Source organism: Streptomyces sp. NPDC028910 (assembly GCF_055564955.1).
The window spans coordinates 21648-41899 of record NZ_JBVHVF010000024.1 but is presented as its reverse complement, the minus strand read 5'-3'; the positions used below and the strand labels follow the sequence as shown (position 1 = coordinate 41899).

Below are 20252 nucleotides of genomic sequence, written 5' to 3'. Positions count from 1 at the left end.
CGCCCCAGACCCCGCGCCTCAAACGCCGGCGGGGCTAAAAATAGCCTCGCCGGCGTTTGAGGCGCGGGGGTTCGGGGGCAGAGCCCCCGACAGCGGCGCCGCAGGTTTAGATGCCCAGCTTGGCCGTCGTCAGTTTGGCGACGGCCTCCTTGTCACCGTCGAGGGTGACCGCGGCAGCGTCCTGGCGGCCGAAGCAGAACAGGGTCAGTTCGCCCGGCTCACCCGTCACCGTCACCACCGGCGCACCCTTGTGCGCCACCGCGGTCTGCCCGTTCGGACGGCGCAGCACCAGGCCCACCGGCGAGCGGCGGCCCGTGATGCGGGCCAGCTTCTCCAGGCGGGACCACAGCGCGTCCGAGAACACCGGGTCCAGTTCCCGCGGGGACCAGTCGGGCTGCGCCCGGCGGACATCCTCCGCGTGGACGTAGAACTCGATCGCGTTCGCCGCCTCGTCGAGCTGCTTCAGCGCGTACACCGACATCTTCGGCGGGCCGGTCCGGATCAGCTGGATCAGTTCCTCGTACGGCTTGGCGGTGTACTCCTCCATCGCCTTGTCCAGGCGCGCCTTCAGGACGTTCAGCAGGATCCCGCCCGCCGCGTCCGGCCTGCGCTCCCGGACGACCACGTGCGCGGCCAGTTCCCGGCAGGTCCAGTCGTCGCACAGCGTGGGGGCCTCCGGACCGGCCGCCTCCAACAGGTCCGCCAGCAGCAGTCGTTCACGCTTCGCATGGGTTGACATGCCGGCCAGCCTACGGCCGGAACACGCCGCGCGCCTGCTCATCAGGCGGACAAGGATCATTCCCCCCATCCCGGCCCGGCACAATGGCCGCATGAGTACGTCCCCCCGCCCCGGCACCCTCGATCCCGCCATCGCCGCGCGCCTCAAGCGCTCCGCCGACGGCCTGGTACCGGCCATCGCCCAGCAGTACGACACCGGTGAGGTGCTCATGCTGGGCTGGATGGATGACGAGGCCCTGCACCGCACCCTGACCACCGGCCGCTGCACCTACTGGTCCCGCAGCCGTCAGGAGTACTGGGTGAAGGGGGATACTTCCGGCCACTTCCAGCACGTGAAGTCCGTCGCTCTCGACTGCGACGCCGACACCGTGCTCGTCAAGGTCGACCAGGTCGGAGCCGCCTGTCACACCGGCGCGCGCACCTGCTTCGACGACGATGTCCTCCTCCGCGCAGCCGACTAGGTAGGGTCCCACGCAATGGATCTTGAGACGTTCCGCAAGCTCGCGGCCGACCGCCGCGTCATCCCCGTGAGCCGCAAGCTGCTGGCCGACGGGGACACCCCCGTCGGGCTCTACCGGAAGCTGGCCGCCGAACGCCCGGGCACCTTCCTGCTGGAGTCCGCGGAGAACGGCCGTTCCTGGTCCCGGTACTCCTTCATCGGGGTCCGCAGCGACGCCACCCTGACCGTGCGGGACGGCCGGGCGCACTGGATCGGCACCCCGCCCGTCGGCGTACCCACCGACGGCGACCCCCTCGACGCCCTGCGCGCCACGGTCGAGGCCCTGCACACCCCCCGCGACCTCGCGGGAGGCATGCCGCCCTTCACCGGCGGCATGGTCGGCTACCTCGGCTACGACATCGTGCGCCGCCTGGAGCGCATCGGCGAGCACACCAGGGACGACCTGGAGCTGCCCGAGCTGACCATGCTGCTCACCTCCGACCTGGCGGTCCTGGACCACTGGGACGGCACCGTCCAGCTCATCGCCAACGCGATCAACCACAACGACCTCGACACCGGCGTGGACGAGGCGTACGCGGACGCGGTGGCCAGGCTCGACGCCATGGAGGAGGACCTCGCGCGGCCCGCCCCCTACACCCCGACCCCGCTGCCCGCCTCCGAGCTCCCGGAGTTCTCCGCGCTGTGGGGCGGCGAGAAGTACCAGGCGGCCGTCGAGGACATCAAGGAGCGGATCCGGGCCGGCGAGGCCTTCCAGGTGGTGCCCTCGCAGCGGTTCGAGACCCCGTGCAAGGCCTCCGCGCTGGACGTCTACCGGGTGCTGCGGGCCACCAACCCCTCCCCGTACATGTACCTCTTCCGATTCGAGAACGGCTTCGACGTGGTCGGGTCCAGCCCCGAGGCGCTGGTCAAGGTCGAGGACGGGCGGGCCATGGTCCACCCCATCGCCGGCACCCGGCACCGCGGCGCCACCCCGCAGGAGGACCACGACCTCGCCGAGGAGCTGCTGGCCGACCCCAAGGAGCGCGCCGAGCACCTGATGCTCGTCGACCTCGGCCGCAACGACCTCGGCCGGGTCTGCGAGCCGGGCTCCGTCGAGGTCGTCGACTTCATGTCCGTCGAGCGGTACTCGCACGTCATGCACATCGTGTCCACGGTCACCGGGCGGGTCGCCGAGGGCAGGTCCGCCTTCGACGTGCTCACCGCCTGCTTCCCGGCCGGCACCCTCTCGGGCGCGCCGAAGCCCCGCGCCATGCAGATCATCGAGGAGCTGGAGCCCTCCCGCCGCGGTCTCTACGGCGGCTGCGTCGGCTACCTGGACTTCGCCGGGGACTCCGACACGGCCATCGCCATCCGCACCGCGCTGCTGCGCGACGGCACGGCGTACGTGCAGGCCGGCGCCGGTGTCGTCGCCGACTCGGTGCCCGAGCTGGAGGACAACGAGTGCCGCAACAAGGCGGCCGCCGTGCTGCGCGCGGTGGGAGCGGCGAACCGCCTCCACGGTTCCTGAGGGCGTAGGGGATAGTGGGGTACGTGAGTGCCGTACCCCCGCCCCGAACCGATGCCGCCCCCGAGCCCGAGGCTCCCGGCCACCGCAGCGCCCGGCGCAGCGTGGCCGCCGCCCTGCTGCTCGGCGCGCTCGGCGCCACCGTCGTCCTGCTCGCCTCCGGCCGGACCTGGGCCAGGGGCACCACCGCCATCGGCGGCGACTCGCTCCAGCTGGCCGCGGACGGGCGGGCCGTCACCGGGCTCCCGGCGGCCCTGGCCATCGTGGGCCTCGCCGCCCTGGTCGCCGTCTTCGCCGTACGCGGCAAGGCCCGGCTGCTGGTGTCGGGACTGCTGGCGCTCAGCGGCCTGGGCGCTGCCCTGTCCGCCGTCTTCGGCGACGGCGGCCGCAGCGCCCTGGACGCGCAGGCCGCCCGTACGACCGCGGACACCGCGGCGCAGGTGGCCGCGCTGACCCAGACCACATGGCCGTACGTCACGGCCGCCGGCGCGGTCCTGATCCTGGCCGCCGGACTGCTGGCGCTGCGCTTCGGGCGGAGCTGGCCCTCGATGGGCGGCCGCTACGAGCGGGACGGCAGCCCCCGTCGGCGTACCGTCGCGGCGGTGGATCCCGACCGGCCGGAAGATCTGTGGAAGGCTCTGGACCGCGGAGAGGACCCGACCACCGGCCCGACCACCGGCCCGACCACCGGCCCGACCGCCGATCCGGCCCGCTGACCGGCCCGCCGACCCGGCCGCTGACCCGACCCGCTGACCCGACCCCCGTGGACGGCGAAGTCGCCCGGTGCGGGACAATGGTCACCGAGCGTTCGACACAGACCGCACGTTCGACACAGCAGCGCGACAGAGCAACGAGGAGCAACTCATGGCGGGCACTAGCCACGGACACACCCCGGCCGCCTGGACCGGTGTCATCATCGCCTTCATCGGTTTCTGCATCTCCGGTGCCTTCATGGTGATCGCGAACCCGCTCGGCTTCTGGGCCGGTCTCGTCGTCGTCGCGCTCGGCGGTGTCGTCGGCATGGCGATGAAGGCCGCCGGCATGGGCGCCCCGAAGGCCTCGCACAAGGACCTCGCCGAGGTCATCGCCGCCGCCAAGGTCGCTTCCAAGGTCTGAGCGCGCGTGACCGACGCCGTTCCAAGCGGCGCAGCCGAAAGGCGCGGCCCCGTCGGGCTGCGCCTTTTGTCATGACCGGAGAGAATCAGCGCGTGGACGCCCCCCGCACCCCCGATGTCCTGCCGCCGCCGGCGCCCGCCGAGCGGCCGTCCCGGGCCCGGCGGCTCGCCGCCCCGGCCCTCTACCTGGCCGCGGCCGCCTCGGCCTTTGCGTATGTGGGCACCGTGAACCCCAATGAACCGGGCCACTATCCGGTCTGCCCCCTGCTGCGGCTGACCGGAATCCTGTGCCCGGGCTGCGGTGGCCTGCGCAGCGCGTACGCGTTCGCCCACGGCGATCTGATCGCAGCTTTCGGGGCAAATGCCCTCGCCGTCGTGGGCTACTTCGCCTTCGCCGGGTTCATGGCCGTGTGGCTGGTTCGCGCCGTCCGGGGCGGGCCGGTCCCGCGGATCGTCCTACGGCCGCCGTACTGGTGGGCGATCGGCGCGGTGGCGCTGATTTTCGCCGTTGTCCGAAATCTTTCTTTCGGCTCCGCGCTGGCCCCCTGAGCCCCGTCAGCAGCCCATATGAAGCCCGGATTCCGGATGTCCAGTTACTGGGACGCCGTCAACCGCGTGCGGAGTGCAACGCCTCCTGCGGATACCATTTGATTGCTGACCTTGCAGTTGTACGTGTCTGCAAGGCGGCCGACCGTCATCGACCCGGAAGGGGGCCGCTCGCGTGAGTGTGCTCGACGAGATCATCGAAGGGGTCCGCGAAGACCTTGCCGAACGGCAGGCCCGCGTGAGCCTCGACGAGCTCAAGGAGCGTGCCGCCAAGGCGCCCCAGGCCAAGGACGGCGTCGCTGCCCTGCGCGGCGACAGCGTCAAGGTGATCTGCGAGGTCAAGCGTTCCAGCCCCTCCAAGGGCGCGCTGGCCGCGATCGCGGATCCGGCCGGGCTCGCCGCCGACTACGAGGCGGGCGGTGCGGCGGTCATTTCCGTCCTCACCGAACAGCGCCGATTCGGCGGCTCGCTGGCCGACCTGGAGGCCGTCCGCGCCCGCGTGGACATCCCGATCCTGCGCAAGGACTTCATCGTCACGGCGTACCAGCTCTGGGAGGCCCGCGCCTACGGCGCCGACCTCGCTCTGCTGATCGTCGCGGCCCTGGAACAGGAAGCCCTCGTCTCCCTCATCGAGCGGGCCGAGTCCATCGGCCTCACCCCGCTCGTCGAGGTCCACGACGAGGAGGAAGTGGAGCGCGCGGTCGCCGCCGGTGCCAAGATCATCGGCGTCAACGCCCGCAACCTCAAGGACCTCAAGGTCGACCGCTCCACCTTCGAGCGCGTCGTCGGCGAGATCCCGGCCCACATCGTCAAGGTCGCCGAGTCCGGCATCCGTGGGCCGCACGACCTGATCGCCTACGCCAACGAGGGCGCCGACGCCGTCCTCGTCGGGGAGTCCCTGGTGACCGGCCGCGACCCGAAGGCGGCCGTGGCCGACCTCGTCGCCGCCGGCGCCCACCCCGCCCTGCGCCACGGGCGGAGCTGACCCGTCCCCATGACCCACAACCGCCCCTCCGTCCGCACCCGACCCGGCCGCCGCGGCCCGGTCGGCGTGCCGACGGCGCACGCGCCCCTGGCGCGCGGCTGCCGCCCTCGCGGCTGCCGCGCCCCGGCCCGGCGCGTGCACGGGCGACGGGTCCGGTACGTGATCGGCTCCGAGCCCGGTCAGGTCAACGGCATGCGATGGCGCCGCGGAGGCGCGCTGTAACGAGGGCCGCCGCGGCCCGGTACGCCGGACGTACCGCGCCGCGAGGTGGCCCCGTACGGCCTGCCGCCCGGGCCGACCGGCTCCGGGCGCAGGCTGACCGCACCGTACGCGGCCACCTCCCCAGCGGGGTGTGCGCGGCACGGGCGGGCGGCGCAATACGGTGAATCCACCCGCCGCATCTCGCACCCGTAGGAGCACTGGACATGTCCAGCGAGTTCTTCATCCCGGACCCGGAGGGTCACGTTCCGAACGCCGAGGGTTACTTCGGCGACTTCGGCGGCAAGTTCATCCCGGAGGCGCTCGTCGCCGCCGTGGACGAGGTCGCCGTCGAGTACGAGAAGGCCAAGGGCGACCCGGCCTTCGCGGCCGAGCTCAATGAGCTCATGGTCAACTACACCGGCCGCCCCAGCGCCCTCACCGAGGTGCCCCGTTTCGCCGAGCACGCCGGCGGCGCCCGGATCTTCCTCAAGCGCGAGGACCTCAACCACACCGGGTCACACAAGATCAACAACGTGCTGGGCCAGGCGCTGCTCACCAAGCGCATGGGCAAGACCCGGGTCATCGCCGAGACCGGCGCCGGCCAGCACGGTGTGGCCACCGCCACCGCGTGCGCGCTCTTCGGCCTCGACTGCACCATCTACATGGGCGAGATCGACACCCAGCGCCAGGCCCTGAACGTGGCCCGGATGCGGATGCTGGGCGCCGAGGTCATCGCCGTGAAGTCCGGCTCCCGGACCCTGAAGGACGCGATCAACGAGGCGTTCCGGGACTGGGTCGCCAACGTGGACCGGACCCACTACCTCTTCGGTACGGTCGCCGGCCCCCACCCCTTCCCGGCCATGGTCCGCGACTTCCACCGGGTCATCGGTGTCGAGGCCCGCCGCCAGATCCTGGAACGCGCCGGCCGGCTGCCCGACGCCGTCGCGGCCTGCGTCGGCGGCGGCTCGAACGCCATCGGCCTCTTCCACGCCTTCATCCCGGACGCCGACGTCCGCCTGGTCGGCTTCGAGCCCGCCGGGCACGGCGTCGAGACCGGCGAGCACGCGGCCACGCTGACCGCCGGCGAGCCCGGGATCCTGCACGGCTCCCGCTCGTACGTCCTCCAGGACGACGAGGGCCAGATCACCGAGCCGTACTCCATCTCGGCCGGTCTGGACTACCCCGGCATCGGCCCGGAGCACTCGTACCTCAAGGACTCCGGCCGCGGCGAGTACCGCGCGGTCACCGACGACGCCGCGATGCAGGCCCTGCGCCTGCTCTCCCGCACCGAGGGGATCATCCCGGCGATCGAGTCGGCGCACGCCCTCGCCGGGGCGCTCGACCTGGGCAGGGAGCTGGGCAAGGACGGCCTGATCGTGGTCAACCTGTCCGGCCGCGGCGACAAGGACATGGACACGGCGGCCCGGTACTTCGGCCTGTACGACGCCGACGGGGAAGTCGCCGAGAACGAGTTCTCCGAGGGGGACGACAAGTGAGCGCCAACGGAAACATCGAGCTGCTGAGCGCGACCCTCGCCAAGGCGAAGTCCGAGGACCGGGCCGCACTCGTCGCCTACCTGCCCGCCGGCTTCCCGACCGTGGACGGCGGGATCGAAGCCGTCAAGGCCGTCGTCGCGGGCGGCGCGGACGTCGTCGAGGTCGGCCTGCCGCACAGCGACCCGGTGCTCGACGGCCCGGTCATCCAGACCGCCGACGACATCGCCCTGCGCGGCGGGGTCAAGATCGCGGACGTGATGCGCACCGTGCGGGAGGCGTCCGAGGCCACCGGCGCCCCGATCCTGGTGATGACGTACTGGAACCCCATCGACCGCTACGGCGTCGAGCGCTTCACCGCCGAGCTGGCGGCGGCGGGCGGCGCGGGCTGCATCCTGCCCGACCTGCCGGTGCAGGAGTCCGCGCTGTGGCGCGAGCACGCCGAGAAGCACGGTCTGGCGACCGTCTTCGTCGTGGCGCCGAGCAGCAAGGACGAGCGCCTGGCGACCATCACGGAGGCCGGTTCCGGCTTCGTCTACGCGGCTTCCCTCATGGGCGTCACCGGCACCCGCGAATCGGTCGGCAACCAGGCGCAGGACCTGGTGCGGCGCACCCGGGCCACCGATGGTGCCCGCCGTGGGCTCCCCGTCTGCGTCGGCCTGGGCGTCTCCAACGCCGCACAGGCCAAGGAGGTCGCGGGCTTCGCCGACGGTGTGATCGTCGGCTCGGCCTTCGTGAAGCTGCTGCTGGACGCGCCGGACCTGACGGCCGGACTGGACGCCGTTCGGGCACTCGCGGGCGAACTCGCGCAGGGCGTACGCCGGAGCTGACACGCGCGTTCGATCAGAAGTGTGGACATCTGAGCGGGTTCTGTAGCCCGATCGGGTGGAAGTGGGAGCGGGGAGGCACGCGAGTGCCTCCCTGCTTCGTTTGGCCGAACGTGAGCGAGAAGAACGACGGTGCGAACCGCGATGCGACGAAACGATCGGCCCGGGAGCGACTCCTCGTGGAGCGCGAGCGGCAGAAGACCCGGGACAAGCGCCGGCGGACGCTGATCGTGGCGGCGGCGGTGGTCGGCGTGCTCGGGCTGGCGACCGTCGTCGGCGTGATCGCGGCGAACACCGGCAAGGACGGCGGCACCGCCAAGGAGGGCCCGCTGATCGCGCCCTCCGGGGCCACCGGCAAGGACGCCCTCGCCATCCAGACGGGAAAGGCGGAGGCCAAGTCCACCCTCACCGTGTGGGAGGACTTCCGCTGCCCCGCCTGCAAGAACTTCGAGGACCTCTACCGGGACGTCATCCACGACCTGGAGGCCAAGGGGCTGCTCAAGGTCGAATACCACCTGGTCACGCTCATCGACGCGAGGATGGGCGGCAGCGGCTCGCTGAAGTCCGCGAACGCGGCGGCCTGCGCGCAGGACGCCGGGAAGTTCACGGCGTACCACGACGTCCTCTTCCAGAACCAGCCGCACGAGGTCGACGACGCCTTCGGCAAGAACGCCAAGCTGCTGGAACTGGCGGGCAAGGTGGAGGGGCTCGACACGCCCGCGTTCCGTGCGTGCGTCGAGGACGGCACGCACAACAGCTGGGTCGGCAAGTCGCAGGAGGCCTTCCGCGCCGGGAACTTCCGGGGCACGCCGACCGTGCTCCTGGACGGCAAGGACATCCTGGGCGACCAGGCCAATCAGGTGAGCCCGCAGAAGCTGAAGGAGCTGGTGGAGGCCAAGGGCTCCGGCGGGGCCGGGGCCGCGAAGGGGGCGGCGAAGGCCTCGCCGTCGGCGGGTTCGACGTCGGGATCCGGGGCGAAGGCCGGGGCGAAGGCCTCGCCGTCGGCCTCGAAGGCGGCGTCGACCGGCTCCTCGGAACGCTCCCCGGACCGCTCCTCGGACCGCCTCCCGGACCGCTCCCCGAACGGATCCTCGGGAGACTGAGGACCACCCGTCCATGTGTGGATTTGGTTTCGTCTTGCCGGGCGGGTTGCGGTCCGCACCGCCCGGCAGGGTAGCGTCAGGTCTGCCATGGACATTGCTTACATCCCCAGTCCGTCGACCGGCGTGATCCATCTCGGACCGATCCCGCTCCGCGGCTACGCGTTCTGCATCATCATCGGCGTCTTCGTCGCCGTCTGGCTCGGCAACCGGCGCTGGATCGCGCGCGGCGGAAAGCCGGGCACGGTCGCGGACATCGCCGTGTGGGCGGTGCCGTTCGGCCTGGTCGGCGGTCGCCTCTACCACGTGATCACCGACTACCAGCTCTACTTCGGCGAGGGCCGCAACTGGGTCGACGCCTTCAAGATCTGGGAGGGCGGCCTCGGCATCTGGGGCGCGATCGCGCTGGGCGCGGTGGGTGCCTGGATCGGCTGCCGGCTGCGCGGTATCCCGCTGCCGGCCTGGGCGGACGCCCTGGCCCCCGGTATCGCGCTGGCCCAGGCCTGCGGGCGCTGGGGCAACTGGTTCAACCAGGAGCTGTACGGCCGGGCCACCGACCTGCCGTGGGCGGTGGAGATCACCGCGGGCCCGAACCGGGACGCGGGGACCTACCACCCGACCTTCCTGTACGAGTCGCTCTGGTGCATCGGCGTCGCCGTGCTGGTGATCTGGGCCGACCGCCGCTTCACGCTCGGGCACGGGCGGGCGTTCGCCCTGTACGTGGCCGCGTACTGCGTCGGGCGCGGCTGGATCGAGTACATGCGGGTCGACGAGGCGCACCACATCCTGGGCCTGCGGCTGAACGTCTGGACCTCGATCGTCGTCTTCGTGCTGGCGGTCGTCTACCTGGTGCTGTCGGCGAAGCTGCGGCCGGGGCGCGAGGACGTCGTCGAGCCGGTTGCCTCCGGCGGTGAGGGCGGGGACGCTGCGGCTCCGGAGCCCAAGGACGCCGTACCGCTGGGCGCGGCCAAGGCCGATCTCCGCAAGGCGGAACCGGGCGAGGCCGAGGCCTCGGGGGCCGAGAAGCTCTGACCTGAACGGTCGGTCCGCGAGGGAGGCGCCGCACACGCTGCGGCGCCCCCCTTCGCGTACACCCGCTTTTTCAGCCTCGCCGGCGTTTGAGGCGCGGGGTCTGGGGCGGAGCCCCGGGAGACGGCGCGGCACTCTGCCCTCGTCAGCGCGCGGGCGGCCGGGTGGACAGGGCGAGGGTGCGGTGCGCCGCCGCCACGACGGCCGGGTCCACGAACCGGCCGTCGGGCAGGGCCAGCGCACCCGGGGTGGCCCGCGCCGCGCTCAGGACCTCCACGGCGGCGCTGACCTCCTCCGGCCCCGGAAGATACGCCCGCTCGATCACCGGAAGCTGGCGCGGGTGGATCGCCGCCCGGCCGAGGAAGCCGAGGGACCGCCCCCGGGCGCACGAGACGGCCAGCGCCTCCAGGTCCCGGATGTCCGGGAACACCGACTGGGCCGGTGGCGCGAGCCCGGCGGCGCGGGCCGCGACCACCACCCGGGAGCGGCACCAGTCCAGGCCCGCCTCCGCGCTCACGGCCAGATCGGCCCGCAGGTCCGCCTCGCCGAGGGAGAGCCCGCGCAGGGCGGGGTGCGCGCGGGCGATCTCGTACGCGCGCTCCACGCCCAGCGCCGACTCCAGCAGGGCGTGGAGGCTCACCCCGCCGGTGCGGTCCGCGATGACGGCGACCTGCTCCGGGGCGCTGATCTTCGGCAGGCGCAGCCCCGCCAGCCCGCGCAGTCCGCCGAGCGCGGTGAGGTCCGCCCCGCCCCAGGGCGAGTCCAGGGCGTTGACGCGGACGTGGACGGGCACCGGGGGCCGCTCGCCCAGCAGCTCGGCGGTGGCGGCGCGCGCGTACTCCTTGCGGGAGACCGGGACCGCGTCCTCCAGGTCGACGATCACGGCGTCCGCCCCGCAGCCGAGGGCCTTGGCGACCACCTCCGGGCGGTCGCCGGGCGCGTACAGCCAAGTCAGGATCACAAGGCTCCCTCGGCCCGCAGCGCGGTGATCTCGGCCCCGGTCAGCCCGAGCTCGGTCAGGACCTCGTCGGTGTCCGCGCCGTGCGGGCGGCCGGCCCAGCGGATCCCGCCGGGGGTCTCGGAGAGCCGGAAGAGGATGTTCTGCATCCGCAGCGGGCCCAGCTCCGGGTCGTCGATCTCGGTGATCGTGTCCAGGGCCGCGTACTGGGCGTCGGCCATCACGTCCCGGACGTCGTACACCTGGGCGACCGCCGCCTCGGCCTCCTCGAAGGCGGCGACGACCTCCTCGGCCTTGCGGTGGGCGATCCAGCCGCCGACCGCCTCGTCCAGGACGTCCGCGTGCCGGGCCCGCCCGGAGCCGGTCGCGAACCAGGGCTCGTCGATCAGCTCGGGCCTGCCGACCAGTCGCATGACCCGCTCCGCGATGGACTGGGCGGAGGCGGAGACCGCCAGCCAGCGCCCGTCGGCACTGCGGTAGGTGTTGCGCGGGGCGTTGTTGGTGGAGCGGTTTCCGGTGCGGGGCTGGACGAAGCCGAGCTGGTCGTACCAGAGGGGGTGCGGGCCGAGCACGGTGAGGATCGGCTCGATGATGGCCAGGTCCACGACCTGCCCGTGCCCGGTGCGGTCGCGGCCGGCGAGGGCCGTCATCACGGCGTACGCGGTGGTCAGCGCGGCGATCGAGTCGGCGAGCCCGAAGGGCGGCAGGGTCGGTGGCCCGTCCGGTTCCCCGGTGATCGCGGCGAACCCGCTCATCGCCTCGGCGAGGGTGCCGAAACCGGGGCGGCGGGCGTACGGGCCCTGCTGGCCGAAGGCCGTGACGCGGGTCAGGACCAGGCGCGGGTTCGCGGCGGACAGTTCGGGCCAGCCCAGCCCCCACTTCTCCAGCGTGCCGGGGCGGAAGTTCTCGATGATCACGTCGGCGGTGGCGGCGAGGCGCAGCAGGGTGTCCCGGCCGCCGGGGGTGGACAGATCGAGGGTCAGCGTCCGCTTGTTCCGGCCGAGCAGCTTCCACCACAGGCCGATGCCGTCCTTGGCGGGGCCGTGGCCGCGGGAGGGGTCGGGCTGGTCGGGGTGCTCGACCTTGAGCACCTCGGCGCCGAAGTCGCCGAGCAGGGTGGCGGCGAGCGGCCCGGCGAACAGGGTGGCGAGGTCGAGCACCCGGAGCCCTTGCAGGGGCCCGTGCCCTGGCCGGGCTTCGGCGGGGGCTGGCTCGGCCCCGGGTCCCGCCATCGCACCGGGTGCCGTGCCCGAGGTCCCGTACGGGCTCGTGGGGCGTCTGGGGCCGGGCGTGCCGGGGGCGGGGCCCGGGCGCCGCCCGGCTGAGGCGATCCCCTCGGGCCGGGCAGGGCCGCCCGCACCGGTATCGCTCACGAGGCGCCTCCCGCCGGGAGCCGGGATCCGGCGTCCGGTGCATCGGCCTGCCCGGGGCCGGTCCGGGCGCCGGATCCGGGCGGCGGCCCCGGCTCCGGTTTCCGTCCGGCCAGGGCGAGGGCGTCGGTTTCGGCGCGGGTCGGCATCGAGGCCTGGGCGCCGGGGCGCTGGACGGAGAGCGCGGCCGCCGCCGAGGCCCAGCGCAGGGACTCCGGCATCGGCCGGCCCTCGCCCAGGGCCACGGCGAGGGCGCCGACGAAGGTGTCCCCGGCTGCGGTGGTGTCCACGGCCCGGACCCGGGGCGCGGGCACGCTCAACGGCTCCCGGCCCCGGGCGGCGTACAGGACTCCCGCCGCGCCGAGGGTGATCACCACCTCGGGCACGTCGTGCAGCAGCGCCTCGGCGGCCTGGCGGGGGTCGGTGAGTCCGGTGAGGGCGGCCGCCTCGTGCTCGTTGGGGACCAGGAGGTCGGTGGCGGCGAGGAGCTCGGCGGGCAGCGGCCGGGCGGGGGCCGGGGTGAGCACCGTACGGACGCCGTGCGCGCGTGCGCAGAGGGCGCCGGCGAGTACGGCCTCCAGGGGGAGTTCGAGCTGGAGGAGGAGGGAGTCGGCGGCGGCGATCCGGGAGTCGTCGCCCGCCTCCAGCCCGGTGACGCGGGCGTTGGCGCCGGGGATGACGATGATGCTGTTGGCGCCCTCGTCGTCCACGGTGATGTGGGCGGTGCCGCTGGCGCCCTCGACGGTACGCAGGGACGCCGTCTCGACCCCGGCCGCGGTGAGCGCGGAGCGCAGCCGTACGCCGAACTCGTCGGCCCCGACCGCGCCGATCATCACCACCTCCGCTCCCGAGCGGGCGGCGGCGACGGCCTGGTTGGCGCCCTTGCCGCCGGGGACGGTGCGGAACGCGCGTCCCGTGACGGTCTCCCCGAGGCGGGGGGCCTTGGGAACGTAGGCGACGAGGTCCATGTTCGTACTGCCGAGCACGGCGATGGCCGTCATGAGCGTGCTGCCTCCTGTGCGGTGAGGTGGGCGAGGGCGTCGAAGCCGATGCCGTCGAAGCCGGGGACGGTGGTGGCGAGGCGGTTCTTGAGGGGCGCGGTCCAGCGGTGCGGGATGGCGTCCGGGGAGCCGGCGATCAGTCCGGCCAGGGCGCCGGCGGTGGCGCCGTTGGAGTCGGTGTCCCAGCCGCCGGACACGGCGCGGCAGACGGAGCGGGTGAAGTCCCCGTCGGCGTGGGTGAGGGCGGCGGCGATCAGGGCGGTGTTGGGGACGGCGTGGACCCAGTGGTAGTGCCCGTAGCGCGCGTGCAGCCGGTCGACGACGAGGTCGAAGTCCGCCTCGTCCCGGGCAGCGCGGATCCCGAGGCGGACGGCCTCGGCGAGGCGGGAGCGGGGTGGTACGACGGCCAGTCCGGCCCGCAGCGCGGTGTGGACGTCGGCGCGGCCGGTGGCGGCCTCGGCGGTGGCGGCGGCGACGAAGAGGGCGGCGTAGACGCCGTTGGCGGTGTGGGTGAGGACGGCGTCCCGGTACGCCCGGGCCGCGGCGGCGGCCGGGTCGCCGGGGTTGGTCCAGCCGTGGACGTCGGCGCGGATGAGGGCGCCGATCCACTCGCGGAAGGGGTTGTGGTGGGTGGCGGTGGCGGGCGGCTCCAGCCCGAGCAGCAGGTTGCGGTACGCGATCCGCTCGGCGGTGAAGGTGCGCCCGGCGGGCAGTTCGTCGAGCCAGAGGCGGGCGACGTCGGCGGTCGTGAAGCCCTTGCCGTGCCGCTGGAGGAGGAGCAGGCCGAGGAGGGGGTAGTTGAGGTCGTCGTCCTCGGGCATGCCGTCGATGTTCTCGGCGAGCGAGGTGGGGGCGGAGCGGCGGTTCCAGGGGTGCGCGGCCAGGACCTCCGGGGGGACGCCGCGTGCGGTGAACCAGTCGTTCAGCGGCCAGTTCCCGGCTGCCCGGGCCAGGGCCCGGATCCCCTCCAGGGGGAGCTTCTCGACGGGCTTGCCGAGCAGGCAGCCGACGGCCCGCCCGAGCCAGGCGGCTTCCAGCCGGGTCCGCAGACGGGGGTCGGGGCCGCCGGATGTCCCCGTGCGGGTCCCGGCGTCTTGCGGGCGGGCGGGGCTCCGGGGGGTCGCCTGCGGCGGGTGCCCGGTGGGGGCCCGTTCAGCGGTGCGGGCCGCGGCCGGGGTGCCGACCGGTCCGCCCGGCTTGGGCCAGGTGGCCCGGATGGCCTCCCAGGACTGCGGCTCGGCGGTGGCCGTCGGGGACGGGAGGGCGGCGAGCTCGTCCATGAGACGGGAGGCCAGGGCGCGCAGCTCCGGCGGTGCCGGGGCGGGAGAGGCCCCGGCGCGCTCGGGGGCGGGATGGCCGCCCGCCGCCAGCCAGGCCCGCCGGGCGGGTTCCGGATCCCGGCCGTCCTCGGCCGCCTGGCGCAGCTCGTGCCCGACGAGGTCCTCGGGCTGCGCCCAGGTGAGACGCACGAGCTCCGCGGCGCAGCCGGCTCCCGCACGCTCCCCGGCGTCCGACGGGCGCGCCGGCGCCCGCGCCGGACTCTCCGCGACCGCCACCTGATGACCTCCGTGCCTGGCGGCGGCCGGGGTGGCGGCGGTTGCGGTCGTGGCGGCGGCCGGGGTGGCGGCCCCGGTGGTGCTCTCGGGGTTCGCGGCTGCAGTGGCAGCGGCACCTGGGGTGGTGGCACCGGGTGTGGTGGCACCCGGGGTGGAGGCCGCGGGGTTGGTGGGACGACTCGGGGTGGTGGGACGACGACCCGGGGTGGTGGCTTCCGTGGTGGTGGTCTCGGGGCTCGCAACCGCAGTGGCAGCGGCACCTGGGGCGGCCTCGCGGGTGGTGGCCGCAGCGGTGGTGGCACCGGGTGTGGTGGTGGCCGGGGGCGGGTCGGCCGGGGCTGCGGGCGGGTGGGGGCAGGGCCGGGTCATCGGGGGGCCGTGATCGCGGTGAAGGCCGCCTCGTGGGTCCGGCGGCGGGACCGGTCGAGGGCGAAGATCTCCCGGGCCACGGCGGCCATCGCCGCGGCCGGGGCGTGCAGGTCGAGGCGGCTGGCCTCGGCGACCTGTTTGGCCCAGGCGGCGGGCACCACGGCCTCCCCGCCCAGGGCCCCGGCGATCGCCCCCGCCATGGTGGCGATGGAGTCGCAGTCCCGGCCGTAGTTGACCGCGCCGAGCACCGAGGCCTCGTACCCTCCGTCCGCGACGAGCAGCATCCCCAGCGCGATCGGGAGTTCCTCGATGGAGTGCAGCCGGGACGGGCGGCGGGCATCGAGCGAGGGCGCGCGGTAGTCCGGGCCGACCGAGTCGTACGGGGCCACCGCCGCCCGCAGCGGGGCCAGCGCCGACTCGAAGTCCCGGTGGGCGGCGGCCACTTCCCGGACGGCCGAGATCGCGGCACGCGTGCCGTCCTTGGCCAGGGACAGGGCCGTCTCCACCACCGAGGCGGCGCTCGCCCCCGGCACGCACGCGGCCGCCACCGCCGCGGCGAACACGCCCGCCGCCTCCCGCCCGTACGAGGACTGGTGCGCGCCGGCGATGTCCAGGGCCTCCGCGTACGCGCCCGCCGGGTTGCCCGCGTTGGCGATGCCCACCGGCGCCATGTACATCGCCGCGCCACAGTTGACGATGTTGCCGCTGCCCGCCTCGCGCGGGTCGACGTGCGCGTAGTGCAGCCGGGTCACGATCCACTTCTCGGCGAGGAAGATCCGCTGCAACGGCAGGGCCTCGGCCTCCAGTTCCGGGATCCAGCGCGGGGTGGACATCAGGTCGGGGACCAGGTGCTCGGCGACCGCGTGGGCATCGAGATGGTCCCGTACGGCTTCGTAGACCCGTACCAGCGCGTGCGTCATCAAGGTGTCGTCCGTGACGTGTCCGTCGCCCTTGTGGTACGGGGCGATCGGGCGCGCCGTACGCCAGTCCTCGTGCCACGGGCCGACGATGCCGTGCACGCGGCCGCCGTGCCGTTCCACGATCTGGTCCGGGGTCCAGCCCTCCACCGGGCCGCCGAGCGCGTCGCCGACGGCGGCTCCGACGAGAGCGCCGCAGGCCCGGTCCTCCAACGTGAGCGTCATGTCCGAATCATCCCTTGGGTGAGGTGAGTTCCGTGCGCGCGAGGAGCGCGGCGAGTTCCACGAGGTCGGTGCCGGCGAGGCGGGGGAGGGCGCAGCCGGAGAGGGTGCGGCAGGCCTCGCGCCAGGCGGCGGGGATCGAGTCGCCGCCGCCGAGCACGCCGGTGAGCGCGCCGGCGAGGGCGGGGGCGGAGTCCGCGACGCGGGACAGGCAGGCGGCGGCCGGGACGGCCTCGGTCACCTTCCCGCGGGCGGCGGTCGCGAGGGCGAGGGCCACGGGGACGGTCTCGGCGGCGGCGATCCCGTAGCTGTAGACGTGGTCCACGATCTCGTGTTCGAGAGTGGGGACGATGGCGAAGGCGCCGCCGTCGGTGTGGGTACGGGCGAGCTCGACGGCGTGCCGGGCGTTGCGGCCGATCTCGGTGGCCGCGGGGAGCTGGGCGAGGGCGGCGTCCACGGCGGCGTCGACGTCCGCGGTGGTGAGGGCGGTGGCGATGGCGGCGGCCATGGCGCGGGCGCCGTGGACGCCGTCGCCGTCCTGGGTGTAGCGGGCGTCGAACTCGGCGAGGTCGGCCGCCGCACCGGCGTCGCCGGGGTGGACGACGGCGAGCACGCAGGCGCGGATGCAGGCGGCGTCGTCGAAGTAGTGCGGGTTGTCGTGCCCGGTGGCCGGCGGGCGCAGGCCGGTGGCGAGATTGCCGAGGCCGGCGCGTACGGAGATCCGGGCGCGCAGCGGCAGGACGGCGGACTCGACCTCGGGCGCGCGCTCCGCCGCGGCGGCGACCTCGGACGCCAGGGCGTTCCACGCCAGGTCGATGGCGGCGCGCATCCTCCTCGATCTGCTGAGGTCGCTGAGGAGGACGCCGGCGGCGGTGAGCACGGACTCGGCGACGAAGGCGGCCCACTCGGCGTCGTCGGACGGGCCGAGGCGCAGGGGTTCGGGGGGCTGGTTGAGGGCGATGGGGACGGGGAGGGTGGTGGTGGCGTTGTGCTCGGCGAAGGTGTCGAGCTCGCGGGTGAGGCGCCGGGTCCACTCGGGCATCCGGCTGGCGCGGTGGCGGGCGGCGGGCCACCCGGCCGCGTCGCCTGCGGCGAGCCCGAGGAGGAGGCCCTCGATCCGGCGGGGCGGGTCCCCTGCCTGAGCCCCTGCGGGGTGCTCGGCCGGGGCGGTACGGTCCTGCGCGCGTGCGGTGACGGCCGAGCCGAGGGGGACCTCCAGGATCCGGACCGCGGCCCGCGGCTCCAGAGCCACCACCATGCGCGGCCGGACCCCGCCCGGGTCCGTGGCCGCAGCCGTCGCCCGGTCGCCGAACGCCGCCGACCCGGGCCAGGAGCGTGCCCCGGAGCCCGCGACCGCGTGCGGCCGGACCTCGGCCGGGTCCGTGGCGGCTGCTGGGGCGGAGAGCGCCGCCGAGACGGGCCCGGAGGGTGCCCCGGAGTCCGCGAGCGCGTGCGGCCGTGTCCCACCCGGGTCGGTGGCGGCCGCTGGGGCCCGGGCGGGGAGGGCCGCCGAGACGGGCCCGGAGGGTGCCCCGGAGTCCGCGAGCGTGTGTGGCCGGGCCTCGGCCTCGGGGGCCGCGGGCTGCGGCGGCGTCGGGTTGCGGCCGACCGGAGTGGCGATGAGTGCCGCGCGCGGCAGGGCTTCGCCCGGGGGGTCGGTGAGCGCCCCGCGCGGTCGGGCTTCGGGCCCGGGGGGCGGGGTCTGCCCGGTGGGGGCCGGCGGGGTCGGGGGACGGTCGGCGGGTGGGGTGGTGAGCGCCGCGCGCTGTCGGGGTTCGGGCGGGGGGACGTCCTCCGGGGGTGGGGGTGTCATCGGGGGGCCTCGTATTCCGGGGTGAGGAGGTCCGCGATGTCCAGCACGTGGTAGCCCCGCATCGAGGGGAGGCAGCTGCCGCGGACGTGGCCGATGGCCGAGGACCAGGCGGCGGGGATCGCGGCGGCGCCCGACATCGCGCCGGCCAGCGCGCCCGCCACCGCCGCCGTGGTGTCCGCGTCGCGGCCCATGTTCACGGCGGTGAGGACCGAGGAGGGAAAGTCGCCCCCGCACGCGGCGAAGGCGCCGAACGCCAGGCCCACCGCCTCCGGGGCCAGGTCCGTCCACGGGTAGCCGCCGATGACCACCGCCGAGCGCACCGCCCGTTCGCCGCGCGGGGCGGCGGTGACCGCCCGGCGCAGGGAGCGGGCCGTCCAGGAGTCCGAGGGGATGACGGAGAGGGCCGCCGAGACGACCGAGGCGGGCGACCCGCCCGCCATGGCCGCCGCCACGCCCGCCGCCACCGCCTGGCCGCCGTAGATCCCCTCGCCTTCATGGCTGACCGTGCCGTCGATGGCGACCAGCCGGGCCGCTTCCGCGGGCCGGCCCGCCGCGAAGACCCCGAACGGCGCCGCCCGCATGGCCAGGCCGTCCGACCACGCGTGCCGGTGCTGGGCCGAGATGGGGGCCGCCAGTCCCCGGCGGAGGTTCTCCAGGGTGCCGCGCTCCGAGAAGCCCGCGCCCCGGAACGGCCCCTCGTCGAGGTCCGCGATCCAGTGGTGCCAGGCCCGCTCCACGTGGGAGACCGTGAGCGCCGAGCCGTGCCGGGCCAGCAGCAGCCCCGAGAAGATCGCGTACTCGGTGTCGTCCGTGCCCGCCGGATCCTCCGACACGAAGCCCTCGATGCGGCCCCATTTCGCCCGGATCTCCGACGGCTTCATGTTCTCCGCGGGGGCGCCCAGCGCGTCGCCCACCGCGAGTCCCAGAAGAGCGCCCCTGGCCCGTTCGAGGAGGACCTGCGGATTGCATGCAATCAGCTCCATGGCGCGCCTCTCCACTTGATGGGACTCATGATGAGCCCTTGGGGGATTTGTGCCATGGCATGTGGTTTGTCGCTCGTCGCGAAACACCCGCCGAACGCTGTCGTCACCCGGTCGCCGACCCGCAAAACCGCAGGTAAGTACGGCCTTCCTTGCTGGCGGGCGGCAGAAATCGTGCGTAGTTTCGAGGTGTTCAGGGGGAGCGGGCCGCCTCGTGGGGTCCGTTCGCACAAATGGGGAGATTCGCCGCATGTCCATCATTGACATCGAAGCACCGCTGCACACTGCCCACCGCGACAACCACACCCACCGCGACGTCAACGGTGGATGGCTGCGGCCGGCCGTCTTCGGTGCCATGGACGGGCTCGTCTCCAACCTCGCCCTGATGACCGGCGTGGCCGGCGGCGCCGTCGCCCCGCAGACCATCGTGATCACCGGACTGGCGGGCCTCGCGGCCGGCGCCTTCTCGATGGCGGCCGGCGAGTACACCTCCGTCGCCTCGCAGCGCGAACTGGTCCTCGCCGAGCTCGACATAGAGCGTCAGCAGTTGCGCAAGCACCCCGTCGACGAGATGGAGGAGCTGGCCGAGCTCTACGTCTCCCGCGGCGTCGAGCCGGCGCTCGCCCGCGAGGTCGCCATGCAGCTGTCCCGCGACCCGGAGCAGGCGCTGGAGATCCACGCCCGCGAGGAGCTCGGGATCGACCCCGACGACCTGCCGTCGCCGCTCGTCGCCGCGGTCTCCTCCTTCGGTTCCTTCGCGCTGGGCGCGCTGCTTCCCGTACTGCCCTACCTGCTCGGTGCCACGGCCCTGTGGCCCGCGGTGCTGCTCGCGCTGGCCGGGCTCTTCGCCTGCGGGGCGGTCGTCTCCCGGGTCACCGCCCGGTCCTGGTGGTACAGCGGCGTGCGCCAGCTCGCCCTGGGTGGCGCGGCCGCCGGTGTGACGTACATCCTGGGAACCTGGATCGGCGCAGCCATAGGCTGACCGGGCTGCGAGTGAGACACTATGCAGTACGCAACATAAGTAGTCCGTTACTCGGTGGTTTCGATCCCGTGTCCACCGGGCATCAG

General features: G+C 74.2%; 20 protein-coding genes. 12 read left to right on the top strand and 8 right to left on the bottom strand.

Annotated features, from left to right (window positions below; all coding sequences use genetic code 11):
• Positions 1–106: 106 nt before the first annotated feature.
• On the bottom strand, positions 107–739 hold the full coding sequence (locus ACZ4TV_RS25790; protein ID WP_468137251.1) for a TIGR03085 family metal-binding protein: 633 nt from the start codon (positions 737–739) through the stop codon (positions 107–109).
• A 91-nt stretch (positions 740–830) separates the two neighbouring features.
• Between ACZ4TV_RS25790 and hisI the strand changes: the two genes are divergently transcribed.
• From hisI to lgt, 11 genes are all read left to right on the top strand, one after another.
• Positions 831–1199 (top strand): phosphoribosyl-AMP cyclohydrolase, encoded by a 369-nt coding sequence (gene hisI / locus ACZ4TV_RS25785; RefSeq protein WP_468137250.1) that lies wholly within the window; start codon positions 831–833, stop codon positions 1197–1199.
• 15 nt (positions 1200–1214) lie between these two features.
• Positions 1215–2705, top strand: a complete 1491-nt coding sequence (locus ACZ4TV_RS25780; RefSeq protein WP_468137249.1) for an anthranilate synthase component I — start codon at positions 1215–1217, stop codon at positions 2703–2705.
• 14 nt (positions 2706–2719) lie between these two features.
• Positions 2720–3418 carry a TIGR02234 family membrane protein gene (locus ACZ4TV_RS25775; protein WP_468137248.1) on the top strand — a complete coding sequence of 233 codons (699 nt, stop codon included), beginning with the start codon at positions 2720–2722 and terminating at the stop codon, positions 3416–3418.
• Between the two features lie 148 nt (positions 3419–3566).
• A complete protein-coding gene (locus ACZ4TV_RS25770; protein ID WP_468137247.1) occupies positions 3567–3818 on the top strand; it encodes an HGxxPAAW family protein in 252 nt (83 codons plus the stop codon).
• A gap of 71 nt (positions 3819–3889) precedes the next feature.
• Positions 3890–4366, top strand: coding sequence for a DUF2752 domain-containing protein (locus ACZ4TV_RS25765; protein ID WP_468137246.1), 477 nt, complete (start codon positions 3890–3892; stop codon positions 4364–4366).
• 172 nt (positions 4367–4538) lie between these two features.
• A complete protein-coding gene (trpC, locus tag ACZ4TV_RS25760; protein WP_214932893.1) occupies positions 4539–5348 on the top strand; it encodes an indole-3-glycerol phosphate synthase TrpC in 810 nt (269 codons plus the stop codon).
• A gap of 9 nt (positions 5349–5357) precedes the next feature.
• The gene (gene trpM, locus ACZ4TV_RS25755) at positions 5358–5570 is read left to right on the top strand and encodes a tryptophan biosynthesis modulator TrpM (RefSeq protein ID WP_468137245.1); all 213 of its coding nucleotides are present in this window, start codon (positions 5358–5360) and stop codon (positions 5568–5570) included.
• A 203-nt stretch (positions 5571–5773) separates the two neighbouring features.
• Positions 5774–7045 (top strand): tryptophan synthase subunit beta, encoded by a 1272-nt coding sequence (trpB, locus tag ACZ4TV_RS25750; protein WP_468137244.1) that lies wholly within the window; start codon positions 5774–5776, stop codon positions 7043–7045.
• Positions 7042–7872 (top strand): tryptophan synthase subunit alpha, encoded by an 831-nt coding sequence (trpA, locus tag ACZ4TV_RS25745; RefSeq protein ID WP_468137243.1) that lies wholly within the window; start codon positions 7042–7044, stop codon positions 7870–7872. The genes trpB and trpA overlap by 4 nt, the downstream gene beginning before the upstream one ends.
• A gap of 110 nt (positions 7873–7982) precedes the next feature.
• A complete protein-coding gene (locus tag ACZ4TV_RS25740; protein WP_468137242.1) occupies positions 7983–8972 on the top strand; it encodes a DsbA family protein in 990 nt (329 codons plus the stop codon).
• Positions 8973–9059: 87 nt separating this feature from the next.
• Positions 9060–10001, top strand: coding sequence for a prolipoprotein diacylglyceryl transferase (gene lgt, locus ACZ4TV_RS25735; RefSeq protein ID WP_468137241.1), 942 nt, complete (start codon positions 9060–9062; stop codon positions 9999–10001).
• A gap of 142 nt (positions 10002–10143) precedes the next feature.
• Here the strand turns inward: lgt and ACZ4TV_RS25730 are convergent, their stop codons facing one another.
• The 7 genes from ACZ4TV_RS25730 to ACZ4TV_RS25700 form a co-directional block, all read right to left on the bottom strand.
• Positions 10144–10959, bottom strand: coding sequence for an HpcH/HpaI aldolase/citrate lyase family protein (locus ACZ4TV_RS25730; RefSeq protein WP_468137240.1), 816 nt, complete (start codon positions 10957–10959; stop codon positions 10144–10146).
• Positions 10956–12188, bottom strand: coding sequence for a CaiB/BaiF CoA transferase family protein (locus ACZ4TV_RS25725; protein WP_468137239.1), 1233 nt, complete (start codon positions 12186–12188; stop codon positions 10956–10958). Before ACZ4TV_RS25725 ends, ACZ4TV_RS25730 begins: the two co-directional genes overlap by 4 nt.
• A 137-nt stretch (positions 12189–12325) precedes the next feature.
• Entirely contained in the window at positions 12326–13327 is a 1002-nt protein-coding gene (gene rbsK / locus ACZ4TV_RS25720; protein WP_468137238.1) for a ribokinase, read from the bottom strand.
• Positions 13324–14796 (bottom strand): ADP-ribosylglycohydrolase family protein, encoded by a 1473-nt coding sequence (locus tag ACZ4TV_RS25715; protein ID WP_468137342.1) that lies wholly within the window; start codon positions 14794–14796, stop codon positions 13324–13326. The genes rbsK and ACZ4TV_RS25715 overlap by 4 nt, the downstream gene beginning before the upstream one ends.
• 452 nt (positions 14797–15248) lie before the next feature.
• Entirely contained in the window at positions 15249–16394 is a 1146-nt protein-coding gene (locus tag ACZ4TV_RS25710; protein WP_468137237.1) for an ADP-ribosylglycohydrolase family protein, read from the bottom strand.
• Between the two features lie 7 nt (positions 16395–16401).
• Positions 16402–18204, bottom strand: a complete 1803-nt coding sequence (locus ACZ4TV_RS25705; RefSeq protein ID WP_468137236.1) for an ADP-ribosylglycohydrolase family protein — start codon at positions 18202–18204, stop codon at positions 16402–16404.
• A complete protein-coding gene (locus tag ACZ4TV_RS25700; protein WP_468137235.1) occupies positions 18201–19187 on the bottom strand; it encodes an ADP-ribosylglycohydrolase family protein in 987 nt (328 codons plus the stop codon). Before ACZ4TV_RS25700 ends, ACZ4TV_RS25705 begins: the two co-directional genes overlap by 4 nt.
• A 247-nt stretch (positions 19188–19434) precedes the next feature.
• On the opposite strand from ACZ4TV_RS25700, the gene ACZ4TV_RS25695 reads away from it, so the two are divergent.
• The gene (locus tag ACZ4TV_RS25695; RefSeq protein ID WP_468137234.1) at positions 19435–20166 is read left to right on the top strand and encodes a VIT1/CCC1 transporter family protein; all 732 of its coding nucleotides are present in this window, start codon (positions 19435–19437) and stop codon (positions 20164–20166) included.
• The last annotated feature ends 86 nt before the right edge of the window (positions 20167–20252 follow it).